We start from the raw sequence: 26189 nt of genomic DNA, 5'->3' as shown, positions 1-26189 counted from the left end.
TCGCCCCAGACCGTACGGCCCGGAGACGGGGTATCAACATATCTGGCGTTGACTTTTGGCACGCTGTTGAGTTCTCAAGGAACGGAAGCTTCCTTCAAGACCGTTTCACCGGCCCCTCCGGGCTTTCCCTTCGTTGTCACCAGCTTATCAGACTCTTTCGGGCCCGATTCCCGCCGGCGGGGATCTCCTGCTTTTCCTGCTTTTGCGTTCCGGCCTTTCGGCTTTCCCGCTCCCCGACTTTAGCAGATGCTTTCCGTCGGATTTACCGGCCGCTGAGAGGACGCACGTCTCCGTGGCGTTCTCGTCGCGGGGTCGACCCAAGGTACTGGAGGGCCCCGGCCGGAGCAAATCCGGGGTGGCGTGCGGTGCCGCGGTGTGCCGCGGTCCGAGGGGGTGGCAGACTGAGTGGTCTGGACCACTTGCTGGGAGGCTTCATCATGACGACTGTCTCGTCGCCCCTGACCGGGCGCGTCATCGGTCTGGCCGCGGTGCCGGACCCCGTGTTCTCGGGCGCCATGGTGGGGCCCGGCACGGCGATCGATCCCGTGCGCGAGCCGTCGGTGGCGGTGTCCCCGGTGGACGGCGTGGTCGTGTCCCTGCACGCGCACGCGTTCGTCGTGGTGGACGCGGACGGGCACGGGGTGCTGACCCACCTCGGCATCGACACCGTGCAGCTCAACGGCGAGGGCTTCGAGGTGCTCGTCAACAAGGGCGACACCGTGGCGCGCGGCCAGGAGATGGTGCGCTGGGACCCCGCGGCGGTCGAGGCCGCCGGCAAGTCGCCCGTGTGCCCGGTGGTGGCGCTGGAGGCGGCGGCCGAGGCGCTGACCGGCCTCGTCCAGGACGGAGAGGTGACCACCGGGGCCACGCTCTTCTCCTGGACGTAGCCTTTTCGGCAAGGCCACTCCTGACGCAAACACACAGGCAACGCGGTCGCGAGCGTCCGCGACAACCGGAGACGGGTGAGATGGAGACAACGCTGCGAGGCGTCGGTGTCAGCCACGGCGTGGCGATCGGCGAGGTACGGCACATGGGAACCGCGGTTCTCGAGCCCCCGGCCAAGCAGATTCCGGCCGACGAGGCGCCGCGCGAGCAGGCCCGGGCGCGACAGGCGGTCGACGCGGTGGCCAACGACCTCATCGCGCGCGGCAACCTGGCGGGTGGCGAGGCGCAGGCGGTGCTGGAGGCCCAGGCACTGATGGCGCAGGACCCCGAGCTGATGGCCGACGTGGAGCGCCGCATCGCGGTGGGCAGTTCGGCGGAGCGCGCGGTGTACGACGCCTTCGCCTCCTACCGGGCGCTGCTCGCCAACGCGGGCGAGTACCTGGCGGGGCGGGTCGCCGACCTGGACGACGTCCGCAACCGGATCGTGGCGCGGCTGCTCGGGGTGCCGATGCCGGGCGTCCCGGACAGCGACGAGCCGTATGTGCTGATCGCGCGGGACCTGGCGCCGGCGGACACCGCTCTGCTCGACCCCTCGCTGGTGCTCGGTTTCGTGACCGAGGAGGGCGGCCCGACCAGCCACAGCGCGATCCTCGCGCGTGCACTGGGGGTGCCCGCGGTGGTGGCGCTGCCGGGTGCCACGGAGCTCGCGGAGGGCACGGTCATCGCTGTGGACGGCAGCACCGGCGACATCTACGTCGACCCGGGCAAGGACCGTCGGGCCGAGCTGGCGAAGGCCGCGGAGGAGCGCAGGGCGGCGCTCGCCGCGACCTCCGGCCCCGGTGCGACCTCGGACGGGCACAAGGTGCCGCTGCTGGCGAACGTCGGCGGGCCCGCGGACGTCGAGGCCGCCGTGAAGGCGGGCGCGGAGGGTGTGGGCCTGTTCCGCACGGAGTTCCTTTTCCTTGACGACTCGAAGAACGCGCCGTCGGAGGAGAAGCAGGTCGAGGCGTACCGGCGGGTGCTGGAGGCGTTCCCCGAGGGCCGGGTCGTGGTCCGGGTGCTGGACGCGGGGGCCGACAAGCCGCTGGAGTTCCTGACGCCGGCGGACGAGCCGAACCCGGCGCTGGGCGTGCGGGGTCTGCGGACGCTGCTCGCGCACCCCGATGTGCTGCACACCCAGCTGCGGGCGCTCGCCCTGGCCGCCGAGGGCCTGCCGGTGTACCTCGAGGTCATGGCGCCCATGGTGGCGGACCGCGTCGACGCCAAGGCGTTCGCGGACGCGTGCCGGGAGGCGGGGCTGCACGCGAAGTTCGGCGCGATGGTGGAGATCCCGTCGGCGGCGCTGCGGGCGCGTTCGATCCTGCAGGAGGTCGAGTTCCTGTCGCTGGGGACGAACGACCTGGCGCAGTACACCTTCGCGGCGGACCGCCAGGTGGGTTCGGTGTCGCGGCTGCAGGATCCGTGGCAGCCGGCGCTGCTGGACCTGGTGGCCGCGGCGGCCGACGCCGCGCGGGCCGAGGGCAAGAGCTGCGGTGTGTGCGGTGAGGCGGCCTCCGATCCGCTGCTGGCGTGCGTGCTGACGGGTCTGGGCGTGACCAGCCTGTCGATGGGCTCGGCGTCGATCCCCTACGTGCGGGCGACGCTGGCGAAGTACACGCTGGCGCAGTGCGAGCGTGCGGCGGCGGCCGCGCGGGCGACCGACACGGCCGACGAGGCGCGGCGCGCGGCGCAGGCGGTGCTGTCCGGGGAGTGATCGCTTCCCGTCTCCCGAGGGGCGTCCCACCGGTGGTGGGGCGCCCCTCCGCGTTCCGGGCCGGGTCGTGCACGGCCGTACCGCGCGCCGTGCTCAGTCGTCGTCATCCGGTGGTGGGAGGACGAATCCCGGGCGGTGGACGACGCCGGGCTCCGGGGGCACGGGGTCGCCGGACTCGGCGTCGGTGCAGTAGGCGTTGAAGACCTGTGCCTCGGTGAGGGGCTGCAGCCAGCCGTCGCGCAGGGTCCAGCCGCGGACCTCGTCCGGACGCTCCGGCGGGGGCTGTCCGGTGCCCGCGCCGCTGCGCAGGACGACGCCACCGGGGCTGTCCTCGGCGATCCCGGCGGCGAGGACGGTGCAGCAGACCAGGGCCTCGGCCTCGACGAGGTGGACCATGCCCTGCTCGTCGCAGCGGGCGTGCAGGGCGGCGAGGAGCGTGGTGCCGTCGGCGGGGACGCTGCACACGAGGTGGTGGTGGCCCGGCCCGGCGGCCTCCAGCAGGCGCATCAGTGCCTGGGAGGCGCGTTCGAAGGACGCGCGGGCGAGGTCGTCGCCGCAGCCCTCGCAGTCCCCGGCGCCGGCCAGGATGCCGGAGGCCCGTTCCCAGGTGGCCTGGCGTCCGGCCTCGTACTCGAGCTCGGTGACGAGGAGTTCCAGGGGTTGCCCGGTGTAGGGGACGGTGGGTCCGGACGTGGTGACGTCGGCCGCGTAGCGGGTGCGGGAGCGCGAACTGTCGGGTTCGTGGCCGGTGTCGGCGCAGTACTCGGCGTACTCGGCCGGGTCGAAGGGGCCGACGCGCACGTGGATGCCGCGGGAGGAGAGCGAGCGCAGCAGGCCCTCGACCTGCCGCAGGTAGCCCGGGTGGTCGTCGAAGGTGAAACTGCGGTAGCCGCGCATGGCGGCGAAGTCGGCGGGGTCGGTGAGGACGGCGACGGTGGTCGGGGACTCGCGGCGCAGGGTGCGGCGGCCGCTCCTCGCGGCGCGGCGGGCGGGGCGGGTGCTCTGCTTGCGGTGCTTGGTGTGTGCCATGACGGCTCCCCCTCGGTACGGCGGTCAACTGTCACCCACCGTAATCGCCGCCACTGACAGTGACCGTAGCGTCCGGAGCGGTGGGGGTACGCGGGGCCGCGGGTGCGGGACGTTCCAGGGCGTCCAGTCGGTCCAGGCGGCGGCGTACGAGGGTGCGCTGACCGACGGACACGGCGGCGAGCCCGGCCCCGAGGCCCAGCCAGCCGAGCGGCCCCGCGGCCATGACGGCGGAGGTGAGCAGGACCGGTCCCGCCGCACGCTGGGCCGACTGCGCGAGTCCGTGGACGCCGAGGTACGCGCCCTGGGAGCGGCCGGGGGCGAGTGCGAGGGACAGTTCCCAGGAGATCGCGGCGTGGACGATCTCGGCGGCGGTGAACGCCGTGGCGGCGACGACGAGGGCGACGACGGCGATGGCCGCCGAGTCCGTGGCCGAGACGGCCATGGCGCCTCCCGCGACGAGGAAGGCGACGCCGAGCAGCGGCAGTGAGGCGGCGGCCCTGCGCGGCTGTTCGCCGAGCCGGCTGAGGCGGACCTGGAAGAGCACGACGAGCACGTTGTTGAGCACGAAGAGCAGGGCGACGAGGCTGTGCGGCGCGGCGGTCGCGGTGGCGATCCACAGCGGCAGGCCGACGTTGAGCGCCGTGTCGTCGAGGAACAGCAGGGTCTCGGTCGCCGTGTACGCGAGGTAGCCGCGGTCGCGCCAGGGGCTGGCGGCCGGGGCCTTACTCAGGGCCGGTCCGCCGTCGCCGGCGGTGCCCGCGCCGGCCACCACGCGTGCGGCGGACGGGGGTTCGGCGCAGCGCAGGACGAGCAGGGCGGCGCCGGCGAAGGACAGGGCGTCCCCGATGAGCATGGCGCGGTAGGCGGTGTCGGTGCCGACGGCCAGGGCGACGGCGGCGGCGAGGCCGCCGATGCCGAAGCCGATGTTCACGACGGTGCGCTGGAGGGCCTGGTAGCGGACGCGGTCCGGGCCGGCGACGCGGGCGGCGTAGAGCTTGGTGAGGACGGAGGCGGCGCGGTCGCCGAGGCTGCCGAGCGCGGCGATCGGGAGCAGCAGCCAGAAGGTGCCGGTGAGCAGGATGCCGACGGCGGCCGCGGCGCGCAGGGCGTGGACGGCGGGGAGCAGCCGGGTGAGCGGGACGTGGTCGGCGACGCGGCCCGCGACGGGGGTGCCCGCGACCCCGACGGCTCCGGCGACGCCGAGCAGGAGGCCGATCTCGTGCGGGGCGAGTCCGGCGACGTAGGTGTAGTAGAGCGCCGAAGTGCCGTACCAGAGGCCGGATCCTGCCTTGTCGGTGAGGCTGACCCAGAGCATGCGGCGGCCGTCGGGGCCGCCCGGTACGAGGTCCTCGATGTCGCTGCGGCTGCGAGGGAATCGCATGTACTGCCCCCTTGACCCGAAGTTTGTATCGATACATACTTATGAATGTGGCAGCACAATATGCGATCAGTGGTACGACCGCCAAGGGCATCGCCGCGTCCGTCGAACGGGGCGTGGCCGAAGGGGCGTTGTCCCCCGGGGCCGCGCTCCCGCCGGTGCGGGCGCTGGCCGAGCGTCTGGGGATCAGCCCCGGCACGGTGGCGACCGCCTACAAGGAGCTGCGGCGGCGCGGGATCGTCGTCACCCGCGGGCGGGGCGGCACCGTCGTCGCGGAGGCGCCGGCGGTGGCGTCCAGGAGGCCGCCGAAGGTGCCCGCGGGACTGCGGGACCTGGCGGGCGGCCATCCGGACCCGGCGTTCCTCCCGGAGCTGCCACGGTCGGTGCGCGTGACGCCCGGGGCGCGCTCGCACCGGTCGGCGCCGCGCCTTCCCGAACTGGAGGCGCTGACCCGGGCCTGGTTCGACCGCGACGGGGTGCCGGCGCGGGACGTGACCTTCGCGCACGGCGCCCTCGACTGCGTGGGTCGGCTGCTCTCCGTCGAACTGCGGCCGGGCGACGCCGTGGCGATGGAGGACCCGGGCTACCACCACCTGCTCGACCTGGTGCCCGCGCTGGGGCTGCGGATGGTGCCCGTCGCGGTGGACGACGAGGGCATGCGGCCCGACGCGCTGCGCGACGCGCTGCGGGCCGGGGCCCGTGCGGTGGTGTGCAGTCCGCGCTCCCAGAACCCGTACGGCGGGTGCTTCTCGCCCGAGCGACGGGACGCGCTGGTCGAGGTGCTGCGGGAGGCGCCCGACGTGCTCGTCGTGGAGAACGACCACGCCGCGGAGATCGCCGGTGTGCCGCTGAACAGCCTGACGTCGGGGGGTGCGCTGCCGCGCTGGGCGCAGGTGCGCACCGTCACCAAGTACCTGGGCACGGACCTGCGGTGGGCGGCCCTGGCCTGCGACCCGACGACGCTGGCGCGGCACGACGGGCGGCTGCTGCTCACCTCGGGGTGGGTCAGTCATGTGCTGCAGGGGATGGCCGCGCGGCTGATGACGGACGCGGCGGCGCGGCTGCTGGTGGACGCCGCGCGGGACGCGTACACGGAGCGGCGGGAGGCGCTCGTCGCGGAGCTCGGTGCGCACGGCATCGCCGCGCACGGGGCCAGCGGGCTGAACGTGTGGGTACCGGTGCGGGACGAGGCGGCGGTGGTGAACGGCCTGCGCTCGCGCGGGTGGTGGGTGGCGGCGGGGGCGAGGTTCCGGCTCGCGGCGGGGCCCGGGGTGCGGATCACGACCGCCGGGCTGCGGCCCGCCGAGGCGGAAGCCCTGGCCGCCGACTTCGCGGGCGTCCTCGGCGAGTTCGGCGCCACGTACGGGGGGTGAGGCAGGGCCCGCGCCACCCCCCGCGGGCGGTCAGCCTCGGGTGCGGGCCAGATCCTCGTAGAACCGCAGCAGCCGCACGTCGTCGACGGAGCCGGGGTTGACGGCCTTGTCCATCGGCGTGCCCTGCAGCAGCTTCTTCACCGGGACCTCGATGCGCTTGCCGGTGAGGGTGTGCGGGATGCCGGGGACCGGGATGATCTCGTCCGGGACGTGGCGCGGCGAGAGCTGTTCGCGGATCGTGCGCTTGACCTTGTCGCGCAGGGCGTCGTCGAGGACCGCGCCCTCGGCGAGCTGCACGAACAGCGGCATCCAGTAGCCGCCGTCGGCCTGCTCGACACCGATGACCAGCGACTCGCGGATCTCCGGGAGCCGTTCGACGGCCTCGTAGATGTCGGCGGAGCCCATGCGGACGCCCTGCCGGTTGAGGGTGGAGTCGGAACGGCCGTGGATGACGACGGTGCCGCGCGAGGTCAGGGTGATCCAGTCGCCGTGCCGCCAGACGCCGGGGAACATCTCGAAGTAGCTGTCGCGGTAGCGGCTGCCGTCGGGGTCGTTCCAGAAGTGGATCGGCATCGACGGCATGGGGTTGGTGACGACCAGTTCGCCGACCTCGTCGGTGACCGGCTTGCCGTACGGGTCCCAGGCCTGCAGGTCGGTGCCGAGGCAGGGGGCCTGGAGCTCGCCGATGTACACCGGGAGGGTCGGGACGCCGCCCGCGAAGCAGCTGCACACGTCGGTGCCGCCGCTGACGGAGGCGATCCAGAGGTCCTCCTTGACCTCGTCGTGGATCCAGCGGAAGCCGTCCGGCGGGAGGGGGGAGCCGGTGGTGGCCACGCAGGTGACCGCCGACAGGTCGTGGTCGCGGCCGGGCTGGACGCCGGCCTTGCGGCAGGCGATGACGTATGCGGCGGAGGTGCCGAAGACGGTGGTGCCGGTGCGTTCGGCCACGCCCCACTGGGCGCCGGTGTCGGGGAAGCCGGGGCTGCCGTCGTAGAGGACGATCGTGGAGCCCGCGAGCAGGCCGCCGACGAGGAAGTTCCACATCATCCAGCCGGTGGAGGTGTACCAGAAGAAACGGTCCCCGGGCCCGAGGTCGAGGTGCAGGCCGGTCTGCTTGAGGTGCTCCAGCAGGATGCCGCCCTGGGACTGGACGATGGCCTTGGGCAGGCCCGTCGTACCGGAGGAGTAGAGCACCCACAGCGGGTGGTCGAAGGGGACCTGCTCGTACACCGGCTCGGGGTCGCCGGAGACCAGGGACTCCCACTCCAGGGCGCCCTCGGGGGCGGGCGTGCCCAGCAGCGGGATGTGCACGACGGCCCGCAGCGAGGGCAGTTCGGCGCGCAGCTCGGCGACGACGCCGGTGCGGTCGTGCTCCTTGCCGCCGTAGCGGTAGCCGTCGACGGTGAACAGGACGACGGGCTCGACCTGCTGGAAGCGGTCCAGCACGCTGCGCGCGCCGAAGTCCGGGGCGCAGGACGTCCACACGCCGCCCACGGCGGCGGTGGCCAGCAGGGCGACCACGGCCTGGGGGACGTTGGGGAGGTAGCCGCTGACCCGGTCGCCGGGGCGGACGCCGAGGACGCGCAGCTCGTGGGCGAGGGAGGCGACCTGGCGGCGCAGTTCGCCCCAGCCGATGGCACCGATCTCGTGGCGTTCGTCGAGGTGGAGGAGGGCGGGCTCACCGGCCCTCGCCGCGTCGCCGGCGGGACGCAGGGCGTGCTCGGCGTAGTTGAGGGTGGCCCCGGGGAACCACTGCGCGCCGGGCATGGAGGCGTCGGCGAGGACGGTCTCGTACGGCGTGGAGAAGCGCACGTCGAACCACTCGACGACGGACCGCCAGAAGGTCTCGCTCTCGCGCACCGACCACGCGTGCAGCGCCTGGTAGCCGGCGACGGGGTCGGCGGGGTCGGGCGCGGGCGCCCCGTGGTGCTCGGCCGCCCAGGCCTGGAAGCGGGTCACCTGGGCACCGGATACCCGGTCCGGGCCGGGCTGCCAGAGGGGCTGCTCGGTCACCGGGTCGGCGGTGGGCTCAGGTGTGGTGCTCATGGGGCGGCTCCCGGACGGTACGCGACGCTGCGTGATGTGCGGCTGGACCCCGGCCGGGCGGAATGTCCCCGGTCGCGGCTGGGCAGGACGATGCCACGTGATCGTCTCCGGCGCCAGGGCACCCCCCACACATTCGGGGGTGCGAGCATGTGCCCGGCCGCCAGGTGGAAGGTGGCCGGCCGGCGGCGGGGCGGGCGGGAACGGTGAAAGGGTGGGGCTTATGGATGCTCGGGACCTGGTGCGACAGGTACGGCAGGTCGGATCGGCGAACGGGCTGAGGGCGGTGCGCGCGGCATGGCGCCGGCAGCGCACGGACGCGCGGGACCTCCCGCGGCGGGGACCGGAGCGGGCGCGGGTGCCGGGTCCCGCCGAGGGCGCGGACCCGCTGCCGGGCGGCGGGCTGGTGCGCTTCGCCCGCTCGACCCTGCGGGTGCGGGTCGCGGCGGGCGGCGCGGTGTTCTGCGGCTGGGACGGTGCCGAGCCCGAGCCCTCGTACGCGCTGGACGGCGGCTGCCCCGACGCCGACACACGGGCCGTCATCGAGCCCGACAAGGACGGCTGGCGGGTGGTGTCGGAGCGGATCAGGGTGCTGGTCTCCCGGCACGGCGCGGTGGAGTTCCGCACCCCTGGGGGCGTGCTGCTGCGGCGCGACCTGCCGCCGCGCTGGTGGGACCCGGTGAACCGGGCGGAGGGCACGGAACCGCGCTGGGTGCAGCGCTCGGAGACGGCGGCGGACGCGGCCGTGTTCGGGCTCGGCGGGCGGGCCTCGGGGCCGCGGCTGGGCGAGGGCACCTACCGGCTGTGGAACACCGACCCCGGCGGCGCCTTCGAGCCGGAGACCGATCCCCTCTACATCACCATGCCGCTGCAGCTGGTCGTCGCCGACGCGGGCAGCCACCTGGTCTTCCACGACAACACCTGGGACGGCCGGGTGACCCTGCGCGAGGGCGAGGAGGGCGCGGGCTCCGGCCACGACCGCCCGGGCGGCTGCGAGACGCGGATGGACGGCGGCCCGTTGCGCTACTGGGTGATCCCCGGCACACCCGCACGGATCCTGTCCTCCTGGACGGCGCTGACCGGCCGGCCGGCCCTGCCGCCGCGCTGGGCGCTGGGGTACCAGCACTCCCGCTGGGGCTTCGGCACGGCGGCGGAGGTGCGGCGGGTCGCGGCGGGCTACCGGGAGCGCGAACTGCCGCTGTCGGCGCTGCACCTGGACATCGACCACTACGACGGCCACCGGGTCTTCACCGTCGACCGGGAACGCTTCCCCGACCTGCCCGCGCTCGCCGAGGAGCTGCGGGGGCAGGGGGTGCGCCTGGTGTCGATCGTCGACCCGGCGGTGAAGCTGGAACCGGGCAATCCCGTCCACGACAGCGGGGCGGCCGCCGACGCCTTCGTACGGGACGCGCAGGGGCGCACGGTGCACGGGGTGGTGTGGCCGGGCGACGCGGTCTTCCCCGACTTCACCGACCCGCGGGTGCGCAAGTGGTGGGGCGGCCTCTACGCCGAACGCCTCACGCAGGGCTTCGCCGGGGTGTGGCACGACATGAACGAGCCGGTCTCCTTCGCGACGTTCGGGGACACCACCCTCCCCCGCTCCGCCCGGCACGCCCTGGAGGGCCGCGGCGGCGACCACCGCGAGGCGCACAACGTGTACGCGCTGGCCATGGCCCGGGCCGGCCACGAGGCGCTGCGCGAACTGCGGCCCGGCTCCCGGCCGTTCCTGTTCTCCCGCTCCGGCTGGGCGGGCATGCAGCGGTACGGCGGCACGTGGTCGGGCGACGTGTCGACCGGCTGGCCCGGGCTGCGCTCCTCGCTGGCACTGGTGCTGGGGCTGGGCCTGTGCGGGGTGCCCTACTCGGGTCCGGACGTCGGCGGCTTCACCGGGAGCCCGTCGCCGGAGCTGTACCTGCGCTGGTTCCAGATGGCCGCGTACTTCCCGTTCTTCCGCACGCACTCGGCGATCGACGCCGGGCACCGCGAGCCGTGGGAGTTCGGGCCGCAGGTGCTGGCGGCGGCCGGCGCGGCGATGCGCGGGCGCGAGCGGCTCATGCCGTACCTGTACACGCTGGCGCACATCGCGCGGAGTTCGGGCGCGCCCTATGTGCGGCCGCTGTGGTGGGGCGATCCGGAGGACCGCAAGCTCCGTGCCTGCTCGGACGCCTTCCTGCTGGGCGACGCGCTGCTGGTGGCGCCGGTGATGGAGCGGGGCGCGACGGAACGGGCGGTGCGGCTGCCCCGGGGCCTGTGGTACGACACCGCGACCGGGGAGGCGTACCAGGGGCCCGGGCAGGTGCTGTTGCCCGCGCCCTTGGAGCGCGTCCCGGTGCTGGCGAGGGCCGGCGCCGTGGTGCCGGTGGCGGAGGAGGACGGCACGGTGGCCCTGGAGGTGTGGGCGCCGCCGCCCGGGCGCGGCGGGGGCGGCACCTTGGTGACGGACGCCGGGGACGGCTGGGCGGACCCGCGCGTGGAGCGCTTCACCTCACGAGTGGTGGACGGTGAGGTGGTCGTCGTGCGCGAGGAGGGTGGCGACGTGGGGTACCGGGTGCGGGTGCGCGGTACCGCCGTCCGGTAGGCCGGTTCAGTAGCGGCGGCTCAGTAGCGGCGGGTTCAGTGGCGCCGGTTCATTAGCGGCGGTTCAGTAGCGGCCGCCGAACCAGTTGCGGGCCGCCTCGGTGTGCAGCGGGAACGCCAGTTCCGCGGGGGCGAGGAGGATCTCCCGGCCGTCGGTCTCGTCGGTGGCGACGGCGGACGGGAGCTCCTCGGCGGCGCGCTCCGGCAGGAGGCCGAAGACCAGCAGGTGCCCGGTGTCGCCGCTGAGGGCGTCCGCGAGCCGTACGTCGGCGGCGGCGGCCTTGATGCCGGTCTCCTCGTCGAGTTCGCGGACCACGGCCTCCTGCCACGTCTCGCCGAGGTCCACGAAGCCGCCGGGAAGGGCGAGCAGTCCGCGCCGCGGCTCGATGGACCGGCGGATGACGGTCAGGCCGGTGCCGTCACCGGTGCGGACCGGGAGCAGCGCGATGGCGACGGGGAGCGGATTGCGGTACGCGACGCCACCGCAGGCGGCGCAGGTGCGCGGCCATCCCGCGCCGGGGGCGAACTCCGTACCGCAGTAGGAGCAGTGGCTGTCCTTCTGACGAGTGGTCACGCGCGGACTGTAGCGGACGGTGCGCGGGGAGCCGGCCGGGCCGGCACGGGCCGCCCGGGCACGAGGGTCGTGCGGAGCCCTGTCCGTCGCGGCGGGTGAGGGGGCACACTGGCGTCCGTGACACCCGAATCCCTCGGAAAAGGCGCCAATCTGCCGGTTCCCGTGCCCGCCGTCCGGGCCGTGCTCGACTGGACCGCGGGTCCCGGCGTGCCCGACGTCGACGCTTCGGCGCTGCTGCTGACCGGCGACGGACGGGTCCGTTCGGACGCCGACTTCGTCTTCTACAACCAGCCCGCGCACGCCTCCGGCGCCGTGCGGCACGCCGGCAAGCAGGCGGCGGGCCCCGGGCAGGCCTCGGACGCGCTCGACGTCGACCTGGCCCGGGTCGAGCCGGCGGTCGAGCGGATCGTGCTGTGCGCCTCGGCGGACGGCGGCACCTTCGGGCAGGTTCCGGGGTTGCGGCTGCGGTTGCTGGACGCCCGCAACGGGGCCGAGATCGCGCGGTTCGACATGCAGGCGACCACGGAGACGGCGTTCCTGGGCGGCGAGCTGTACCGGCGCAACGGGGTCTGGAAGTTCCGCGCCGTCGGGCAGGGCTGGAACTCCGGACTGGCCGGGCTGGCCACGGACTTCGGGATCACCGTCGACGTGCCGCAGCCGCCGCCCGCGGCACCGGTCGCACCTCAGGCTCCGCCCGTCCAGCCCCGACCCCAGTACCCGCGGCCCGCGTTGCCCGTGACGGTGCCCCCGCCGCCGTTCCCGTTCCCGGCGGCGGCTCCCCAGCCCCAGGCCCAGCCGCAGCCGCAGCCCCAGCCGGCCCCACGGCTCACCAAGGGCGAGGAGCAACTGCCTCCCGACATGCGCCAACGGCTGAGCCTGCGCAAGGAGCAGGTCGCCGTCAGCCTGCGCAAACACGGGGCGGCGGGCGTCGTGGCGCGCGTGATCCTCGTCCTGGACGCCTCGGGCTCGATGAGCGGCCTGTACGCCCGCGGGGTCGTCGCCGACGTGGTCGAGCGCATGGCGGCGGTCGCGGCGCAACTGGACGACGACGGCGACATGCAGGCATGGACCTTCGCCTCGCACCCGGCGCGCCTGCCGGACCTGCGGATCGCGGAACTCCCGCTGTGGCTGCAGCTGCACGTCCGGGTCGGGGAGCTGAGCCTGTTCGGCCGCCCGAAGAAGCCCCGGCACGGACTAGCGCCGGGGCAGGTCGACATGCGGTTCGTCGGCATCCAGAACGAGGAGCAGAAGGTCATCGCCGAGGTCCGGGGGTTCGTGCGGGCGTACCCGACGGCGGTGCCGACGCTCGTGCTGTTCTTCTCCGACGGGGGCGTCTACCGCAACGCCCAGATCGAGCAGCAGTTGCGGGAGGCGGTGGAGGAACCGGTGTTCTGGCAGTTCGTCGGTCTGGGCCGGGCCAACTACGGGGTGCTGGAGCGCTTCGACACCCTGCCGGGCCGGCGCGTGGACAACGTCGGGTTCTTCGCCGTGGACGACATCGCCACCGTGCCGGACGCGGAGCTCTACGACCGGCTCCTCTCGGAGTTCCCCTCCTGGATCACGGCCGCGCGGCAGGCCGGGATCCTGCGCTGAACCTCCCGCTTGTCGGCGGCCGTCGGGCCGTGGGACTCCAGCACGACCGGAGCGCCCAGGGCCTCGCCGACCGCCTCCGTCCAGGCGGCCGGGTCGGGGCCCGGCACGTCCCAGCGGGCCGGACGGGCCTTCAGCAGGCTTCCGGTGAGGGCGGCCTGGCGGGCCAGGTCCCCGGGCAGGCCGGTGGGCAGCCGCGTCTCGCCGGTGTCGTACGCGCGGACCAGCCGCAGCCACGGGACGCGGCGGGGGGCGTCGAGGTGGGTGACGGCGAGGGCGTCCACGCCCCCGCAGACGTCGACGGCGTAGCGGTGGGCGACGGCGTCGAAGTGGCCGGTGCGGAAGGCGCCCTGCCAGCGGCCGTCGCCGTTGTGCGGTTCGGGCAGCAGCGGGGCGAGCTCCCGGTCCTCGGTGACGTGCGGTCCGGGGCCGTGCCGGGTGGTGTACGTCCGTACGACGCCGAGCCTGCGGGCCTCCTGCCCGGCCTCCGCCAGCAGGGCCTCGGCGCCCTCGAACGTGGTCGTGGACCAGGTGGTGTACGGGTGGAAGCCGTGCCACTCGTCCAGGAGCACGCCCTGGGCGCCCTCCAGGACGACGGCGCCCTCGCGCAGGACGCGGGCGAGGTGGCCGTCCGCGGTGAGGGTGACGGCACGGGCGAAGGCCGTGAAGGCGTCGGCGCAGTCCTCGGGCGGGGGTGCGGGCAGCCGTCGCCCGAACTCGTCCGCCAGGCGGTCGCGCAGCAGGCGGAGCTTGCGCAGCAGCCGGGGGCGTGAGGCGCAGTCCCCCGCGGTGGGGGCGTCCCCGGGGTGGGCGAGGGCGTAGGCGGCGGTCTCGCCGATGCCCATGCCGCACGAACCGTGGCGGGCCGCGCCCCGGGCCTGCTCCCGCAGCCGGTTGGCGGCGGCGTGGTACGGCGTCGTCAGGCGCGCCTCGCGGTCGACGCTGAGCAGCGCGAACGGCGCGGGGACCCCGAGGGCGGCGAGGTGGTCGGCCTCGGCGGCCAGCGCGAGCGGGTCCACCAGCATGGAGCGCGACAGGTGGGTGGGGACGCCCTGGAGGGTGCCGGAGCCGAACTGGGCGAAGGTGTGGTGGCGTCCGTCCGTGGTGACGACGTTGTGCGCCGCTTGGGCTCCGCCGTTGAAGCGGACGACCGCGCGGACCGGCCCGCTCGCGCAGAGCCGGTCCACGACGGTGCCCTTGCCGGCGTCGCCGTAGCCGAGGTCGACGACGATGGTGTGCACGGGGTCCTCCGGGAGGTGCCTACAGGCGGGTGGTGCCGGTGGCGGGACCGTCGCCGGGACCTGCACCGGTGGCGCCGCCGTCGCCGTCGATCAGGGGCGCGTCGGTCACCGCGACGCCCGCGCGGTCGCGGTCGAGGGCGGCGAGGGCCTTGCCCACCGTGCCCGCGGCGGTGGAGCCGAGGTCGGCGAGGTCGTCGAGGCCCTCGGCGAGGTCGATGGCCTCCTCGCCGAGTCCGATGGTGAGGGCGATGGTCTCGCAGACGGCGTCGAGGTCGTCGAGCTCGATGACGTTCTGGCCGAGGAGCCCCCGCCAGGTGCCGAGGACCTCGGTGTTGCCGACGTAGGACGAGCCCGCCGGGAGGATGTAGTAGACGTCGAACTTCTGCTTGAGCTCGGCGACGATCCGCGTGACGGGGATGTCCTCGGCGAGGTCGTCCCCGATGACCTCGCGCACCTCACGGGCCTTGACCTTGCCGTAGGGCAGCTCGTCGCCGATCAGGAAGAGGTAGCCGCGGCGGCCGCGCTTCTCGTGGCAGTCGATCGAGGTGTGCCGGGCCATCGCGTACAGGGCGAGCTCGTAGGACTCGGTCATCTGGCCGCCGCCACCGCCCTCGAGCAGGATGTTGCCGAGGTCGTCGTCCATGCGGTTGTCCGACTCGAACTGCCCGAGCTGCAGCGGGACCCGGTCGCAGGTGGCGTCGCCGACCGCGCCGAACAGGATCTGCGGGTGCTCGGTGTAGCCCTTGCGCAGGAGCAGGCCGAAGAGCTCGGGGAGCTTGGTCTGCAGGACCTGCGGGACGGTGCGCATGGAGCCGGTGACGTCGAACAGGACGGAGATGGCGAGCGAGGTGGGGTGCTCGTCGGAGTCCCGGCTCTCGCGGACGCCGATGTCCTTGGGGTCGAGCGAGGGGTGCGCGGTCCAGGAACCGCGTGGGGCGGACGAGGTGACGCGGTCGCTGTAGGCGAAGGCGCCGGTGCCGCTGGCTGCGCGGTAGCGCGAGGCGGCGTCGTAGACGTTGGTGGACCAGCTTCCGCTGCCCATGGTGGTTCCCCCTTGGTGTGTCAGGTGTGTCAGGTACGTCGGTTGTGCCGGGTGTCAGGTGCCGGTGCCCGGCATGGTGAACGGGCGGAAGGCGCGCGGGCCGTAGAGGCGTTCCAGGACGTCGTCGAGTTCCGCGAGCAGCCGCCAGGCGTCGTGCGGACGGCGGGCCTCGGAGGGGAGCGTGCAGCCGCGCAGGAAGGCGCTCAACGGGCGCGGCGCGCGGTCCCCCATCAGCTGCTCGACGCAGCGCGAGGCGAGGTGGATGTCGGTGGCCTCGGTGGCGGGGCGCCGGCCGGGGACCTCGGGCGGGTAGAGGGCGCGGTGCCGCTCCACGAGGGCGGGGACGGTCCCGCCGCGTTCGGTGGAGTGGCACCAGCCGACCAGGACGAGACCGTGCTCGGCGGGGTGGATCAGGACGTGCTCGGGCAGCACGGCGCCGTGGACGACCCCGGCCCGGTGTGCCCAGCCGACGGCCACCAGCAGACGGCGCCACATCCAGGCGGCGTCGCGCGGGTCGAGGCCGCCGGGATGGAGTGCCCGGACCGCGGCGAGGGTGTGGAATCCGCCCAACCGCTGGAGGGCGTTGACGCGGCGCTCGGTGCCGTGGGGGCCGCGGTGGCGGAAGGACTCGACGAGGCGCGGCGCGTAGGCGCGGTGCCGGGCGTCGGCGACGGTGTGCAGCCGGGTGAGGGCGTCGGCCTCACGCTCCATCAGGTCGTTGTCCGCGGGGCGGCGCGGGATCTTCAGTACGGTGCCGGGCCCCGCGGCGCGCAGCACGGCGAGGTCGCCCTCGGCGAGGACGGGCCCCAGCGGGTACGTGCCGCGGGCGGTGGTGAGGGTCGGGCCGTCGCCTGTGTGCCGCCGCCACAGGGCGGTGAGGCGGACGAAGGCGGCCTCGGCCTCGTCCGCGCGGCCAGGCGGTGCGGTGTCGGGGTGCAGGAGGCGGGCGAGCCGGCGGTAGTGGCGGGCGGCTTCGGTGGTGCCGGCCGGGAAGGGCCGGCCGAGGGCGGCCAGGGCGTCGTCGAAGGTACGGACCCGGTGGGCGGACGCGGAGGGCGTCGTGGCGGTCATCGGACACTGTCCTCACGGTCGGGACGGAGCAGTGCGGGGTGCAGGAGGCGGGCGTCGCCGGCGCGGTAGAGCCGGGCCCGGGGGCCGCCCTTGGAGCCGCCGCGGCCCGCGGTGGTGCCGGTGGACTCGACGAAGCCCGGCACCGACAGGACCTTGCGGTGGAAGTTCCCGGCGTGCAGGGTGCGGCCCCAGACCGCCTCGTAGACCGAGCGGAGCTCGGTGACGGTGAACTCCTCGCCGAGGAAGGCGGTGGCCAGCGGGGTGTACTCGATCTTGGCGCGGGCCCGGTCGAGGCCTTCGGCGAGGATCGTGCCGTGGTCGAAGGCGAGACCGGCGCCGGGGCCGGACGCCCGACCGGACCTCAGGCCGGGCGGGCCGGACAGGTCGGACCGGCGGCCGGAACCACCCCCGTGGATCCCGGCCGGCCGGTCCTGCTCCTTGGGACGCACAGGGGCGGCGTCAGGGTTCCCCCACGGCGCGACCGCCTCGACGGGCACCCACTCGGCCGCCGCGGCGTCGCTGCCCGCCTGCGCCTCGGGCAGGTCCGGGGCGAAGGCGAGGTAGGCGACGGAGACGACGTGCATGCGCGGGTCGCGGTCGGGACGGCCGTAGGTGCCGAGCTGTTCGAGGTGGACGCGGCCGAGGCCGTGCGCCGCGTCGAGCCCGGTCTCCTCGGCCAGTTCGCGGGCCGCCGCCTCGTCCAGGGACTCACGGCCGGCCCGTACGAAGCCGCCGGGCAGCGCCCAGGCTCCCTCGTACGGCGGTCCGCCGCGACGCACCAGCAGCACGTGCAGCCCGCCTTGACGCAGCGTCAGGGCGACGACGTCCACGGTCACGGCGATGGGCTCGAAGGCGCGCGGGTCATAGGCGGCGAGGAACGCGTCCTCACCCTGCCGGTCTGCCATCGTGCGCCACCCCTCGCCAGTTGTTCTCACTTCGAGTATTTCTCGTTTCGAGAATAACTTAGCAGCCGGCACCGACACCGTCCACCCCGTTCCGCGGTACGGCCCACCCGTGACAGACTTCTGACGAATCGTCAGATTGCGGCAGGGGTCGATGGGGAGGGGCCGGACGTGGGGCGCTCACGGAAGCCCGTGGTGGCGGGCTGGTTCACGCAGGACACGGCGGACGGCGCCGGCTTCCGGCTGCTCGGCACCCGTTGCCGCGGCTGCGGCGCGGTGTTCTTCCCGCGCGAGGACGACGCCTGCCGCAACCCGGCCTGCGACGGCGGCGCGGCGGAGCTGGAGGAGGTACCGCTGTCCCGGCGGGGCAGGGTCTGGTCGTACACCGACGCCCGCTACCGCCCGCCCGCCCCGTACGTCTCCGACCCCGCGCGCCCCTGGGAGCCGTACGCCCTGGTGGCGGTGGAGCTGACGGCGGAACGGATGATCGTGCTCGGGCAGGCCGCGCCCGGGACGGGCGTGGCCGACCTGGCCGTCGGCATGGAGGTCGAGCTGGTCCCCGGCGTGCTGCACGAGGACGCGGAGCACCTCTGGACCACCTGGCACTGGCGCCCCGTGGAGGCGGACGATGAACCGTGACGTGGCCGTCCTCGGCGTCGGCATGCACCCATGGGGCAAGTGGGGCCACCCCTTCACGCGGTACGGGGTCGCGGCTGCGCACGCCGCGCTCGCCGACGCCGGACTGGACTGGCGCGACGTCGGTCTGGTCGTCGGCGCGGACACCGTACGCGGCGGCTACCCCGGCTACGTCGCGGGCGCCGCCTTCGCGCAGGCGCTGGGCTGGCAGGGCGCCCGGGTGGCCAGCGTGTACGCCGCCTGCGCCTCCGGGGCGCAGGCCCTGGACACCGCCCGGGCGCGGATCCTGGCCGGCCTGGTGGACACCGCGCTGGTCGTCGGCGCGGACGCGGCCCCCAAGGGCTTCTTCGCGCCCGCCGGCGGCGACCGGCCCGACGACCCGGACTGGCTGCGCTTCCGCGTCCTGGGCGCCACCAACCCGGCGTACTTCGGGCTGTACGCGCGCCGCCGGATGGCGCTGCACGGCGACACGCCGGAGGACTTCGCCCGGGTGAAGGTGAAGAACGCCGCCGCCGGGGCCGCCAACCCGCTCGCCCGCTACCGGGCACCGGTCACGGCCGCCGAGGTGGCGGCCTCCCCCGTCGTCGCCGACCCCCTGCGGCTGCTCGACGTCTGCGCCACCTCGGACGGGGGCGCCGCCGTCGTCCTGTCCAGCCTGGACTTCGCCCGGCGCCGCGCGACGGCGGACCCGGTGCGGATCCGCGCGGTCTCCACCGTCACGCCGGTCTACCCGCGCACGGTGCCGGACCTCCCGGACATCGCCACCGACTCCGCCCTCGCCGCCGCGCCCGGGGAGCCGGCCGCGGGCTTCCGGGCGGCCGTCGTCCGCGCGGCCTACGAGGAGGCGGGCATCGGCCCCGAGGACCTGGACCTGGCGGAGGTCTACGACCTGTCGACGGCGCTGGAACTGGACTGGTACGAGGACCTGGGCCTGTGCCCGCCGGGCGGGGCGGTGAAGCTGCTGCGCGACGGGGCCACGGCGATCGGGGGGGGGATCCCGGTCAACCCGAGCGGCGGCCTCGCCTCCTTCGGCGAGGCCGTGCCCGCTCAGGCGCTCGCCCAGGTGTGCGAACTGACCTGGCAGTTGCGCGGCCGGTCGGGGCAGCGGCAGACCGCGGGGGCCCGCGTCGGGGTGACGGCGAACCAGGGCCTGTTCGGGCACGGCTCGTCGGTGGTCGTAATCAGGTGATCTGTCCGATACCTTGACGCTCCATCACCCCGGGACAACACTTCCGGGTGGCGCGGAGGCCGGGCGGGAGGCGGGACCTCCGTACCCGCGTCCGCGTGCGCCATTCTCTGGCGGCGCATGCCCGACACGTGCGCCCGCACGAAGGAGCCGTCATGTATTCCAACGGAGACGTCTTTGTCGGCGAGATCATCGGAACGGCGATCCTGATCCTGTTCGGCGCCGGCGTGGTGGCCGGGGTCCTCCTGCACCACTCGAAGGCGCGGGCATCCGGGTGGATCGTGATCTCCTTCGGGTGGGGCCTCGCGGTCCTGGCCGGCGCGTACACCGCGGGTCCCCTGTCGGGCGGGCAACTGAACCCCGCCGTCACGCTCGGGGTCGCCATCAGCAGCGGCAAGTGGAGCCAGGTGCCGGTCTACCTCGCCGGGCAGATCATCGGCGCGATGCTGGGCGCCGTCCTGTGCTGGCTGGTGTACTACGGCCAGTTCGCGGCGAACCGCGCCGAGGAGACCCGCCAGCCCACGCTCGCCGTCTTCTCCACCGTCCCCGAGATCCGCGTCTGGTGGCAGAACCTGATCACCGAGGCGATCGCCACCATGGGCCTGGTCCTGCCGATCCTGGCCTTCGGCCTCAGCAAGGGCCTCGGCGAGACCGGCACCGGCACCCTGATCGTGGCGCTGCTCGTGACCGGCATCGGGCTCTCCCTGGGCGGCCCCACCGGCTACGCCATCAACCCGGCGCGCGACCTCGGGCCGCGCATCGTCCACTCCGTGCTGCCGATCCCCTTCAAGGGCACCTCCGACTGGGCGTACGCCTGGATCCCGGTGGCCGGTCCGCTGCTCGGCGGCGCCCTGTCCGGTCTCATCTACAACGTCGCGTTCAAGTGAGGCGGTCATGACCGAAACGTCCGGTACGGCGACCCGCTACGTGGCCGCCATCGACCAGGGAACGACCTCCAGCCGCTGCATCGTCTTCGACTCCGACGGGTCGATCGTGGCGCTCGACCAGCGCGAGCACCGCCAGATCTTCCCCAAGCCGGGCTGGGTGGAGCACGACGCCACCGAGATCTGGTCCAAGGTGCAGGCCGTGGTGGCGGGCGCGCTCGCCAAGGCCCGGCTCCACCCGGACCAGCTCAGTGCGCTCGGCATCACCAACCAGCGCGAGACCACCGTGCTGTGGGACCGCACCACCGGCCGCCCGGTGCACAACGCGATCGTGTGGCAGGACACCCGTACCGCCGCGCTGTGCGACCGGCTCGGCGGCCAGGACGGCCAGGACCGCTTCCGCGAGTCCACGGGACTGCCGCTCGCCAGCTACTTCTCCGGCCCCAAGGTGGCGTGGCTGCTGGACAACGTACCGGGTCTGCGCCGCCGCGCGGAGAACGGCGAGATCGCCTTCGGCACCATCGACTCCTGGCTGATCTGGAACCTGACGGGCGGTACGGAGGGCGGCGTCCACGTCACGGACGTCACCAATGCGAGCCGCACGATGCTGATGAACCTGGAGTCGCTGGAGTGGGACCCGGCGATCCTCGCCGCGATGAACGTCCCCGAGGCGCTGCTCCCGGAGATCCGCTCCTCCTCCGAGGTGTACGGCACGGCGGTCGGCCAGCTCGGCGGGGTGCCCGTGGCCTCGGCCCTCGGCGACCAGCAGGCCGCGATCTTCGGCCAGGCCTGCTACGGGACGGGAGACGCCAAGAACACCTACGGGACGGGCAGCTTCCTGCTGCTCAACACCGGGAACCGGCCGGTGCCGTCGAAGAACGGCCTGCTCACGACCATGGGCTACCGGCTGGGCGGGCAGGCCCCGGTCTACTGCCTGGAGGGGTCGATCGCCATCACCGGCGCCCTGGTGCAGTGGTTCCGCGACAGCCTCGGCATCATCACCGCCGCGGACGAGATCGAGGCCCTCGCGGCGAGCGTCCCGGACAACGGGGGCGCCTACATCGTCCCCGCCTTCTCCGGGCTCTTCGCCCCGTACTGGCGCTCCGACGCGCGCGGGGTGATCACCGGCCTCACCCGGTACGTCACCAAGGCGCACCTGGCGCGGGCGGTGCTGGAGGCGACCAGCTGGCAGACCCGCGAGGTCGTCGACGCGATGTACCAGGACTCCGGGGTGCACATCACCGGGCTCAAGGTCGACGGCGGCATGACGGCGAACGGCCTGCTGATGCAGCACCAGGCGGACGTGCTGGGCGTCCCGGTGGTGCGGCCGCGGATCTCGGAGACCACGGCGCTGGGGGCGGCCTACGCCGCCGGCCTCGCCACCGGGGTGTGGGACGGCCTGGACACGCTCAAGGCGCACTGGCAGAAGGACGCCGAGTGGCAGCCCCGGATGGACGCCAATACCCGTGAGAAGGAGTACCGCCGCTGGAAGAAGGCGGTCGAGCGCAGCTTCGGCTGGCAGGACGACGACGAGGACGAGGGCCCCGCGCCGGCCGCCGGGGGCTGACCGGCCCGCACCGTACGTGCCGTGCGGCTCAGTTGGCGGCGGCGGCCCTGCGGTCGCCGGCCACCTGGGCCGCGTGCTCGACCACCGTGATCAGCACCTTCTTCGCGGAGGCGCGGTCCCGGGCGTCGCACATCACCAGCGGCACCTCGGGGTCGAGGTCGAGCGCGTCGCGCACGGTGTCGGCGGGGTGCCGCTCGGCGTCGTCGAAGACGTTGACGGCCACGGCGAAGGGGATGCCGCGGCGCTCGAAGTAGTCGACCGCGGAGAAGCAGTCCTCCAGGCGCCGGGTGTCGGCGAGGACGACCGCGCCGAGGGCGCCCTGCGCCAGCTCGTCCCACAGGAACCAGAAGCGGTCCTGGCCCGGCGTGCCGAACAGGTAGAGCACCAGGTCGTCGCGGAGGGTGATCCGGCCGAAGTCCATGGCCACGGTGGTGGTGCGCTTGGCCTCGACGCCCGCGGTGTCGTCGACGGGCCGCCCGGCCTCGCTGAGCGTCTCCTCGGTACGCAGCGGGCGGATCTCGCTGACCGCGCCGACGAGCGTGGTCTTGCCGACGCCGAAGCCGCCGGCCACCAGGATCTTCAGCGTGACGGGCTCGACGGGGGAAAGACGGCTCTCAGAGCGTCCGAAGGCCATGGCTCACTCCTCCGGTCGTGCCGTTTACACAGGTCAGAGGCATCCTGGGTCCTAGGGACTGCGTCGGGCGATCAGCTGTGGCAGTGGAACATTACTACGGTACGACCGGACAACTACCAGCGGTCCCGGGGCCGTTACCGGTCCGACGCCCCACCCGTCCGGCCGGGAGCGGCCCTGACGGCCCCTCGGGCGCGCATGAGGGGGCACCAGGGGCCACGGCGGGCCCACGGTGCCCCCGGGGTGGCTCAGAGCGCGCGCAGGCCGTCGATGACGTCACGGAGCAGCCCGGCGTCGGGCAGCTCCGCCGGCGGGACGGGCCGGCTGATGTGGACCAGGCCGGCCTCCAGGACGTCGCCGATGAGCACCCGCACGACGCCCACGGGCAGGTCGAGGTCGGCCGCCAGCTCGGCGACCGACATCGGCTGCTCCCGGCAGAGCCCGACGATGTCGAGGTGCTCGGGCGACAGGGTGCGGTCGACGTCGGCGTCGTCGTCCTCGCTGCGGGACTCGGCGATCACCAGGGCGATCAGGTCGAGCCGGGCTTCGGCGGCGTGGCTGGTACGGCCGCGCGTCATGGCGTAGGGCCGCACCACGGGCCCGGCGTCGTCGTCGTACCAGCGGTCCGCTTCGGAGCTCATGGCGTCCTCGTCACACCGCCCGCGCCGCGTCGTCGTCGGTGCGCGGGGCGGTGGCGAGGTGCACGCCGACCCGCTTCACCAGCAGCGCCATCTCGTAGGCGACCTGCCCGACGTCGGAGTCGGAGTCGGCGAGCACGGCGAGGCAGCTGCCGTCGCCCGCGGCGGTGACGAACAGGAAGGCCTCGTCCAGCTCCACGAGGGTCTGCCGGACCTTGCCGGCCTCGAAGTGCCGTCCGACGCCCTTGGCGAGGCTGTGGAAGCCGGAGGCGACGGCTGCGAGGTGCTCCGCGTCCTCACGGGTGAGGCCCTCGGACGCGCCGGTGGCCAGGCCGTCGCTGGAGAGCACCAGCGCCTTGCGGATGCTGGCCACGCGACCGACCAGTTCGTCGAGAAGCCAGCTGAGCTCGCGGGACGCGCTCGATGGTGCCGTCATGGACCGTTCCCCTCCGTGGTGGTTCTGGTTGTGCTGTCGCCGCCGCGCTCCGCCGGGGTGGTTCCCGGACGGTCGGCGGGGCGGACGTCATCGGTGCCGTCGGTGCCGAGGTCGTCGGCGACCGCGCGGCCGCGCAGCCATCCTCGCTGCAGCGAGGCCATGCGGTCGCGCACCTCTTCGGGCGAGCGCTCGGGCCCGTCGTCCCCGTCCGCGCCGGCGGCGGCGGTACGGGTCCCGGTGGTGGATTCCCCGCGCAACTGCGGGGCGAGGCTGGCCTGGCGCACCCGGCGGGGCAGTCCGGCGCCCACGGGCTCCTCCTGCGGCTCGGGCACGGCGGGCTCCTCCTGCGGCGCGGGGTCGGCGGTCGGGGGCGCTTCGCCAACGGGGCGGCCGTTCTCGGCGACCAGGACCGGCGTGCGGCGGCGGCGCGGCAGCACGGTGAGGCCGTCGCCCGGCGCCAGAGAGGGCTTCGCCCCCGGGGCCGCGTCGCCCGCGCCGACCGGCGCCCCCTCGGTCCCGGTGAGGTGCGGCCGGTGCTCGCGGGGCTCGTCGTCCGGCTCGGGGACCAGACCCCACTGGCGGAAGCTGTGCTCGGTGGCGGCCGACATCGGCCGGACCCGCGGCTCGTCCGGCGCGTCCGGGACCGCCGTCACGTCCGGCGCGTCCTGCTCCGCGGCCTCGTCGGCCGGGGGCTCCGGCTGCTGTTCCTCGCCGGGCTCGGTCAGCAGCGTCGCCGGCACCAGCACCACGGCCGTGGTGCCGCCGTAGGGGGACGGGCGCAGCGACACCCGGACGCCCTGGCGCTGGGCCAGCCGGCTGACGACGAAGAGGCCGAGCCGGTCGGTGTCGGAGAGCTCGAACTCGGGCGTCTCGGCGAGACGGAGGTTCGCCTCCAGCATGGCGTCGGGGGTGAGGCCGAGGCCGCGGTCGTCGATCTCCAGGACGAAGCCGTTGGCGACGGACTCGCCGTGCACCTGGACGCTGGTGTGCGGCGGCGAGAAGACGGTGGCGTTCTCGATGAGTTCGGCGACGAGGTGGGTGAGGTCGGCGACGGCGTGGCCGGTGACGGCGAGCCGCGGCAGCCGGCGCACGTCGACCCGCTCGTAGTCCTCGACCTCGGCGACGGCCGCCCGCACCACGTCCATCAGCTGCACCGGCTTGCGCCACTGCCGGGACGGCACGGCGCCCGAGAGGATCACCAGTCCCTCGGCGTGGCGGCGCATGCGGGTGGTCATGTGGTCGAGGCGGAAGAGGTCCGCGAGTTCCTGCGGGTCCTCGGTGCGCCGCTCCATGGCGTCCAGCAGGGTGAGCTGGCGGTGCAGCAGCACCTGGCTGCGGCGGGCGAGGTTGACGAAGACCTCGGAGACGCCGCGGCGCAACTCGGACTGGCGCACGGCGGCCTCGACGGCCGCGCGCTGCAGGGTGTTGACGGCCTTGCCGACCTGGCCGACCTCGTCGTCGGGGTAGTCCAGGCGCGGCGCCTCGGTCTCGACGTCGACCTCCTCGCCCGCGGCGAGCCGGCGCATGACGCGCGGCAGCCGGGTGCCGGAGACCTCCTGGGCCTCCTTGCGGAGCCGGGACAGGTCGCGGATGAGGCTGCGGCCGATGCGTATGGAGACGATGACGGAGGCGACGACGGCGATCAGGCCGAGGCCGCCGGCTATCGCGGCGATCGCGACCAGCCGCATGCCGATCGGTTCGGCGCGCTTCTTGTGCAGGTCCCCGGCCTCGACGCCCATCCGGTCCAGGTCGCTCAGCGCGGTGGAGGCCGTGCTCTGCCAGGACACGCGGTCCGCGGCCCGGGGCGCGCCGGAAGCGCCCGCGGAGATGACGGTGTCCTCGGCGGCGCGCAGGGCGCGGCCGGAGGGCCCGGCCCAGTAGGCGTCGTAAAGGGCACGCTCTTCGCCGGTCAGCAGGTGGAGGTTGTCGGCGTAGTAGGCGCGCTGCTCGGCGACGGCGAAGGTGAAGGAGCGCATCTCCGCCGCGCTCATGCGGCCGGCCGCGATGGCCGCCACCATGAGGGCGTCCTCCTGGCTGATCGCCTCGCGGGCCCGGGTGACCTGGATGAGGGCGCGGCCCTGCTTGTCGATGGTGACGTTGTTGATCGGGTTCAGCGAGTCCAGGAAGGCGTAGGCCGGGTCGAAGAGGCCGCTGTAGGCACGGAAGGCGTCGTTGCGGCTGATGCCGCCCTTGGCGACCTTGCCGCGCAGCGTCTCCAGGCCGCCGAACCCGCGGACGACGAGGTCGAGGCGGCGCCGCGAGTCGGGGGTCAGCCGTTCCCGGTTGCCGGCGTCGCGCGCGTTGTCGCGCAGCCGGGCGATCACCGTGTCCGTCGCGCGTTCCCGCGCCAGCAGTGTGCCGCGGGCGTCGGACCGTCGAGGATCGGCCAAGTAGAGCATGGCGGAACGGCGTTCCTGCTGGAGTGCCTGGATGCCGTCCTCGACCGGGTAGCCGAGCGCGTTGACGGTCTGCTCGACGCCGAAGAGGCCCCAGACCTGACGTCCGGTCAGGGTCGCGGCGAAGGCCCAGATGGCCGTGAGGGACACCAGCGGAATGAGCAGCAGTGCCACGATCTTCCGCCGGATCGTCGTACCGCGAAAGCGCATGGCCTCCCCAACGTCAAACCCGGTCAAGGGCTGTCGTGTTCCGACTGCAAACGGCGCGAGCCTACTACTGCCGGATGACCAAACCGAAAGCCCTGCTTCCGCCCTTGCCCCGGGACGACCCGATTCGTACGGATGAACAGCCGGCAC

21 protein-coding genes are annotated in these 26189 nt (G+C 74.2%); 9 read left to right on the top strand and 12 right to left on the bottom strand.

The window, feature by feature from the left end:
* Positions 1–437: 437 nt before the first annotated feature.
* Positions 438–887 carry a PTS sugar transporter subunit IIA gene (locus ACFZAU_RS33875; protein ID WP_500555351.1) on the top strand — a complete coding sequence of 150 codons (450 nt, stop codon included), beginning with the start codon at positions 438–440 and terminating at the stop codon, positions 885–887.
* A gap of 80 nt (positions 888–967) precedes the next feature.
* Complete coding sequence (gene ptsP / locus ACFZAU_RS33870) at positions 968–2638, top strand: phosphoenolpyruvate--protein phosphotransferase (protein WP_500555350.1); 1671 nt, start codon at positions 968–970, stop codon at positions 2636–2638.
* A gap of 93 nt (positions 2639–2731) precedes the next feature.
* Here the strand turns inward: ptsP and ACFZAU_RS33865 are convergent, their stop codons facing one another.
* Together ACFZAU_RS33865 and ACFZAU_RS33860 are read right to left on the bottom strand one after the other, a co-directional pair.
* Positions 2732–3667: a DUF8829 domain-containing protein gene (locus ACFZAU_RS33865; protein WP_500555349.1), complete on the bottom strand. Its 936-nt coding sequence runs from the start codon at positions 3665–3667 to the stop codon at positions 2732–2734.
* Between the two features lie 31 nt (positions 3668–3698).
* The gene (locus tag ACFZAU_RS33860) at positions 3699–5048 is read right to left on the bottom strand and encodes an MFS transporter (protein ID WP_500555348.1); all 1350 of its coding nucleotides are present in this window, start codon (positions 5046–5048) and stop codon (positions 3699–3701) included.
* A gap of 47 nt (positions 5049–5095) precedes the next feature.
* Between ACFZAU_RS33860 and ACFZAU_RS33855 the strand changes: the two genes are divergently transcribed.
* Positions 5096–6418, top strand: a complete 1323-nt coding sequence (locus ACFZAU_RS33855) for an aminotransferase class I/II-fold pyridoxal phosphate-dependent enzyme (RefSeq protein ID WP_500555347.1) — start codon at positions 5096–5098, stop codon at positions 6416–6418.
* A 30-nt stretch (positions 6419–6448) separates the two neighbouring features.
* Here ACFZAU_RS33855 and ACFZAU_RS33850 read toward each other — a convergent pair whose 3' ends face one another.
* Positions 6449–8464 (bottom strand): acetoacetate--CoA ligase, encoded by a 2016-nt coding sequence (locus tag ACFZAU_RS33850; protein WP_500555346.1) that lies wholly within the window; start codon positions 8462–8464, stop codon positions 6449–6451.
* Positions 8465–8684: 220 nt separating this feature from the next.
* Between ACFZAU_RS33850 and ACFZAU_RS33845 the strand changes: the two genes are divergently transcribed.
* A complete protein-coding gene (locus ACFZAU_RS33845; RefSeq protein ID WP_500555345.1) occupies positions 8685–11039 on the top strand; it encodes a glycoside hydrolase family 31 protein in 2355 nt (784 codons plus the stop codon).
* Positions 11040–11102: 63 nt separating this feature from the next.
* Here ACFZAU_RS33845 and ACFZAU_RS33840 read toward each other — a convergent pair whose 3' ends face one another.
* Positions 11103–11612, bottom strand: coding sequence for an NUDIX domain-containing protein (locus tag ACFZAU_RS33840; RefSeq protein ID WP_500555344.1), 510 nt, complete (start codon positions 11610–11612; stop codon positions 11103–11105).
* A 117-nt stretch (positions 11613–11729) separates the two neighbouring features.
* Here ACFZAU_RS33840 and ACFZAU_RS33835 point away from each other — a divergent pair, with 117 nt between their 5' ends.
* The gene (locus tag ACFZAU_RS33835) at positions 11730–13205 is read left to right on the top strand and encodes a VWA domain-containing protein (protein ID WP_500555343.1); all 1476 of its coding nucleotides are present in this window, start codon (positions 11730–11732) and stop codon (positions 13203–13205) included.
* On the opposite strand, the gene ACFZAU_RS33830 is transcribed toward ACFZAU_RS33835, so the two are convergent.
* Genes ACFZAU_RS33830 through ACFZAU_RS33815 form a run of 4 tightly spaced genes read right to left on the bottom strand, consistent with a single transcriptional unit; the run spans position 13136 to position 17461 of the window.
* Positions 13136–14443: an adenylosuccinate synthetase gene (locus ACFZAU_RS33830; protein ID WP_500555342.1), complete on the bottom strand. Its 1308-nt coding sequence runs from the start codon at positions 14441–14443 to the stop codon at positions 13136–13138. The two genes, ACFZAU_RS33835 and ACFZAU_RS33830, sit on opposite strands and share 70 nt — an antisense overlap.
* 19 nt (positions 14444–14462) lie before the next feature.
* Positions 14463–15485 (bottom strand): hypothetical protein, encoded by a 1023-nt coding sequence (locus tag ACFZAU_RS33825; protein ID WP_500555341.1) that lies wholly within the window; start codon positions 15483–15485, stop codon positions 14463–14465.
* A gap of 54 nt (positions 15486–15539) precedes the next feature.
* On the bottom strand, positions 15540–16556 hold the full coding sequence (locus ACFZAU_RS33820; protein ID WP_500555340.1) for a J domain-containing protein: 1017 nt from the start codon (positions 16554–16556) through the stop codon (positions 15540–15542).
* A complete protein-coding gene (locus ACFZAU_RS33815; protein WP_500555339.1) occupies positions 16553–17461 on the bottom strand; it encodes an NUDIX hydrolase in 909 nt (302 codons plus the stop codon). The genes ACFZAU_RS33820 and ACFZAU_RS33815 overlap by 4 nt, the downstream gene beginning before the upstream one ends.
* 168 nt (positions 17462–17629) lie before the next feature.
* On the opposite strand from ACFZAU_RS33815, the gene ACFZAU_RS33810 reads away from it, so the two are divergent.
* The 4 genes from ACFZAU_RS33810 (at position 17630) to glpK (ending at position 21731) form a co-directional block, all read left to right on the top strand.
* Positions 17630–18097, top strand: a complete 468-nt coding sequence (locus ACFZAU_RS33810) for a Zn-ribbon domain-containing OB-fold protein (protein WP_499607275.1) — start codon at positions 17630–17632, stop codon at positions 18095–18097.
* The gene (locus tag ACFZAU_RS33805; protein ID WP_500555338.1) at positions 18087–19283 is read left to right on the top strand and encodes a lipid-transfer protein; all 1197 of its coding nucleotides are present in this window, start codon (positions 18087–18089) and stop codon (positions 19281–19283) included. The genes ACFZAU_RS33810 and ACFZAU_RS33805 overlap by 11 nt, the downstream gene beginning before the upstream one ends.
* A gap of 152 nt (positions 19284–19435) precedes the next feature.
* Positions 19436–20167, top strand: coding sequence for an MIP/aquaporin family protein (locus ACFZAU_RS33800; protein ID WP_500555337.1), 732 nt, complete (start codon positions 19436–19438; stop codon positions 20165–20167).
* Between the two features lie 7 nt (positions 20168–20174).
* On the top strand, positions 20175–21731 hold the full coding sequence (gene glpK, locus ACFZAU_RS33795) for a glycerol kinase GlpK (RefSeq protein WP_500555336.1): 1557 nt from the start codon (positions 20175–20177) through the stop codon (positions 21729–21731).
* A 28-nt stretch (positions 21732–21759) separates the two neighbouring features.
* Here glpK and ACFZAU_RS33790 read toward each other — a convergent pair whose 3' ends face one another.
* The 4 genes from ACFZAU_RS33790 to ACFZAU_RS33775 form a co-directional block, all read right to left on the bottom strand.
* Entirely contained in the window at positions 21760–22365 is a 606-nt protein-coding gene (locus ACFZAU_RS33790; protein ID WP_499607284.1) for a GTP-binding protein, read from the bottom strand.
* A 245-nt stretch (positions 22366–22610) separates the two neighbouring features.
* Entirely contained in the window at positions 22611–23003 is a 393-nt protein-coding gene (locus tag ACFZAU_RS33785; RefSeq protein ID WP_500462960.1) for a DUF742 domain-containing protein, read from the bottom strand.
* A gap of 10 nt (positions 23004–23013) precedes the next feature.
* On the bottom strand, positions 23014–23436 hold the full coding sequence (locus ACFZAU_RS33780) for a roadblock/LC7 domain-containing protein (protein WP_499607290.1): 423 nt from the start codon (positions 23434–23436) through the stop codon (positions 23014–23016).
* Positions 23433–26042 (bottom strand): sensor histidine kinase, encoded by a 2610-nt coding sequence (locus tag ACFZAU_RS33775; protein ID WP_500555335.1) that lies wholly within the window; start codon positions 26040–26042, stop codon positions 23433–23435. The genes ACFZAU_RS33780 and ACFZAU_RS33775 overlap by 4 nt, the downstream gene beginning before the upstream one ends.
* Positions 26043–26189: the final 147 nt, after the last annotated feature.

This window comes from Streptomyces sp. NPDC008238 (assembly GCF_042956445.1).
Lineage (GTDB): Bacteria > Actinomycetota > Actinomycetes > Streptomycetales > Streptomycetaceae > Actinacidiphila.
This window is presented reverse-complemented; position numbering and strand designations above follow the sequence as displayed.

What these genes read in the sequence shown, in the direction of transcription:
- ACFZAU_RS33875 (WP_500555351.1), top strand. Translation starts at nt 438, where the DNA reads ATGACGACTGTCTCGTCGCCCCTGACCGGGCGCGTCATCGGTCTGGCC.
- ptsP (WP_500555350.1), top strand. Translation starts at nt 968, where the DNA reads ATGGAGACAACGCTGCGAGGCGTCGGTGTCAGCCACGGCGTGGCGATC.
- ACFZAU_RS33865 (WP_500555349.1), bottom strand. Translation starts at nt 3,667, where the DNA reads ATGGCACACACCAAGCACCGCAAGCAGAGCACCCGCCCCGCCCGCCGC.
- ACFZAU_RS33860 (WP_500555348.1), bottom strand. Translation starts at nt 5,048, where the DNA reads ATGCGATTCCCTCGCAGCCGCAGCGACATCGAGGACCTCGTACCGGGC.
- ACFZAU_RS33850 (WP_500555346.1), bottom strand. Translation starts at nt 8,464, where the DNA reads ATGAGCACCACACCTGAGCCCACCGCCGACCCGGTGACCGAGCAGCCC.
- ACFZAU_RS33845 (WP_500555345.1), top strand. Translation starts at nt 8,685, where the DNA reads ATGGATGCTCGGGACCTGGTGCGACAGGTACGGCAGGTCGGATCGGCG.
- ACFZAU_RS33825 (WP_500555341.1), bottom strand. Translation starts at nt 15,485, where the DNA reads ATGGGCAGCGGAAGCTGGTCCACCAACGTCTACGACGCCGCCTCGCGC.
- ACFZAU_RS33820 (WP_500555340.1), bottom strand. Translation starts at nt 16,556, where the DNA reads ATGACCGCCACGACGCCCTCCGCGTCCGCCCACCGGGTCCGTACCTTC.
- ACFZAU_RS33815 (WP_500555339.1), bottom strand. Translation starts at nt 17,461, where the DNA reads ATGGCAGACCGGCAGGGTGAGGACGCGTTCCTCGCCGCCTATGACCCG.
- ACFZAU_RS33805 (WP_500555338.1), top strand. Translation starts at nt 18,087, where the DNA reads ATGAACCGTGACGTGGCCGTCCTCGGCGTCGGCATGCACCCATGGGGC.
- ACFZAU_RS33800 (WP_500555337.1), top strand. Translation starts at nt 19,436, where the DNA reads ATGTATTCCAACGGAGACGTCTTTGTCGGCGAGATCATCGGAACGGCG.
- glpK (WP_500555336.1), top strand. Translation starts at nt 20,175, where the DNA reads ATGACCGAAACGTCCGGTACGGCGACCCGCTACGTGGCCGCCATCGAC.
- ACFZAU_RS33790 (WP_499607284.1), bottom strand. Translation starts at nt 22,365, where the DNA reads ATGGCCTTCGGACGCTCTGAGAGCCGTCTTTCCCCCGTCGAGCCCGTC.
- ACFZAU_RS33785 (WP_500462960.1), bottom strand. Translation starts at nt 23,003, where the DNA reads ATGAGCTCCGAAGCGGACCGCTGGTACGACGACGACGCCGGGCCCGTG.
- ACFZAU_RS33780 (WP_499607290.1), bottom strand. Translation starts at nt 23,436, where the DNA reads ATGACGGCACCATCGAGCGCGTCCCGCGAGCTCAGCTGGCTTCTCGAC.
- ACFZAU_RS33775 (WP_500555335.1), bottom strand. Translation starts at nt 26,042, where the DNA reads ATGCGCTTTCGCGGTACGACGATCCGGCGGAAGATCGTGGCACTGCTG.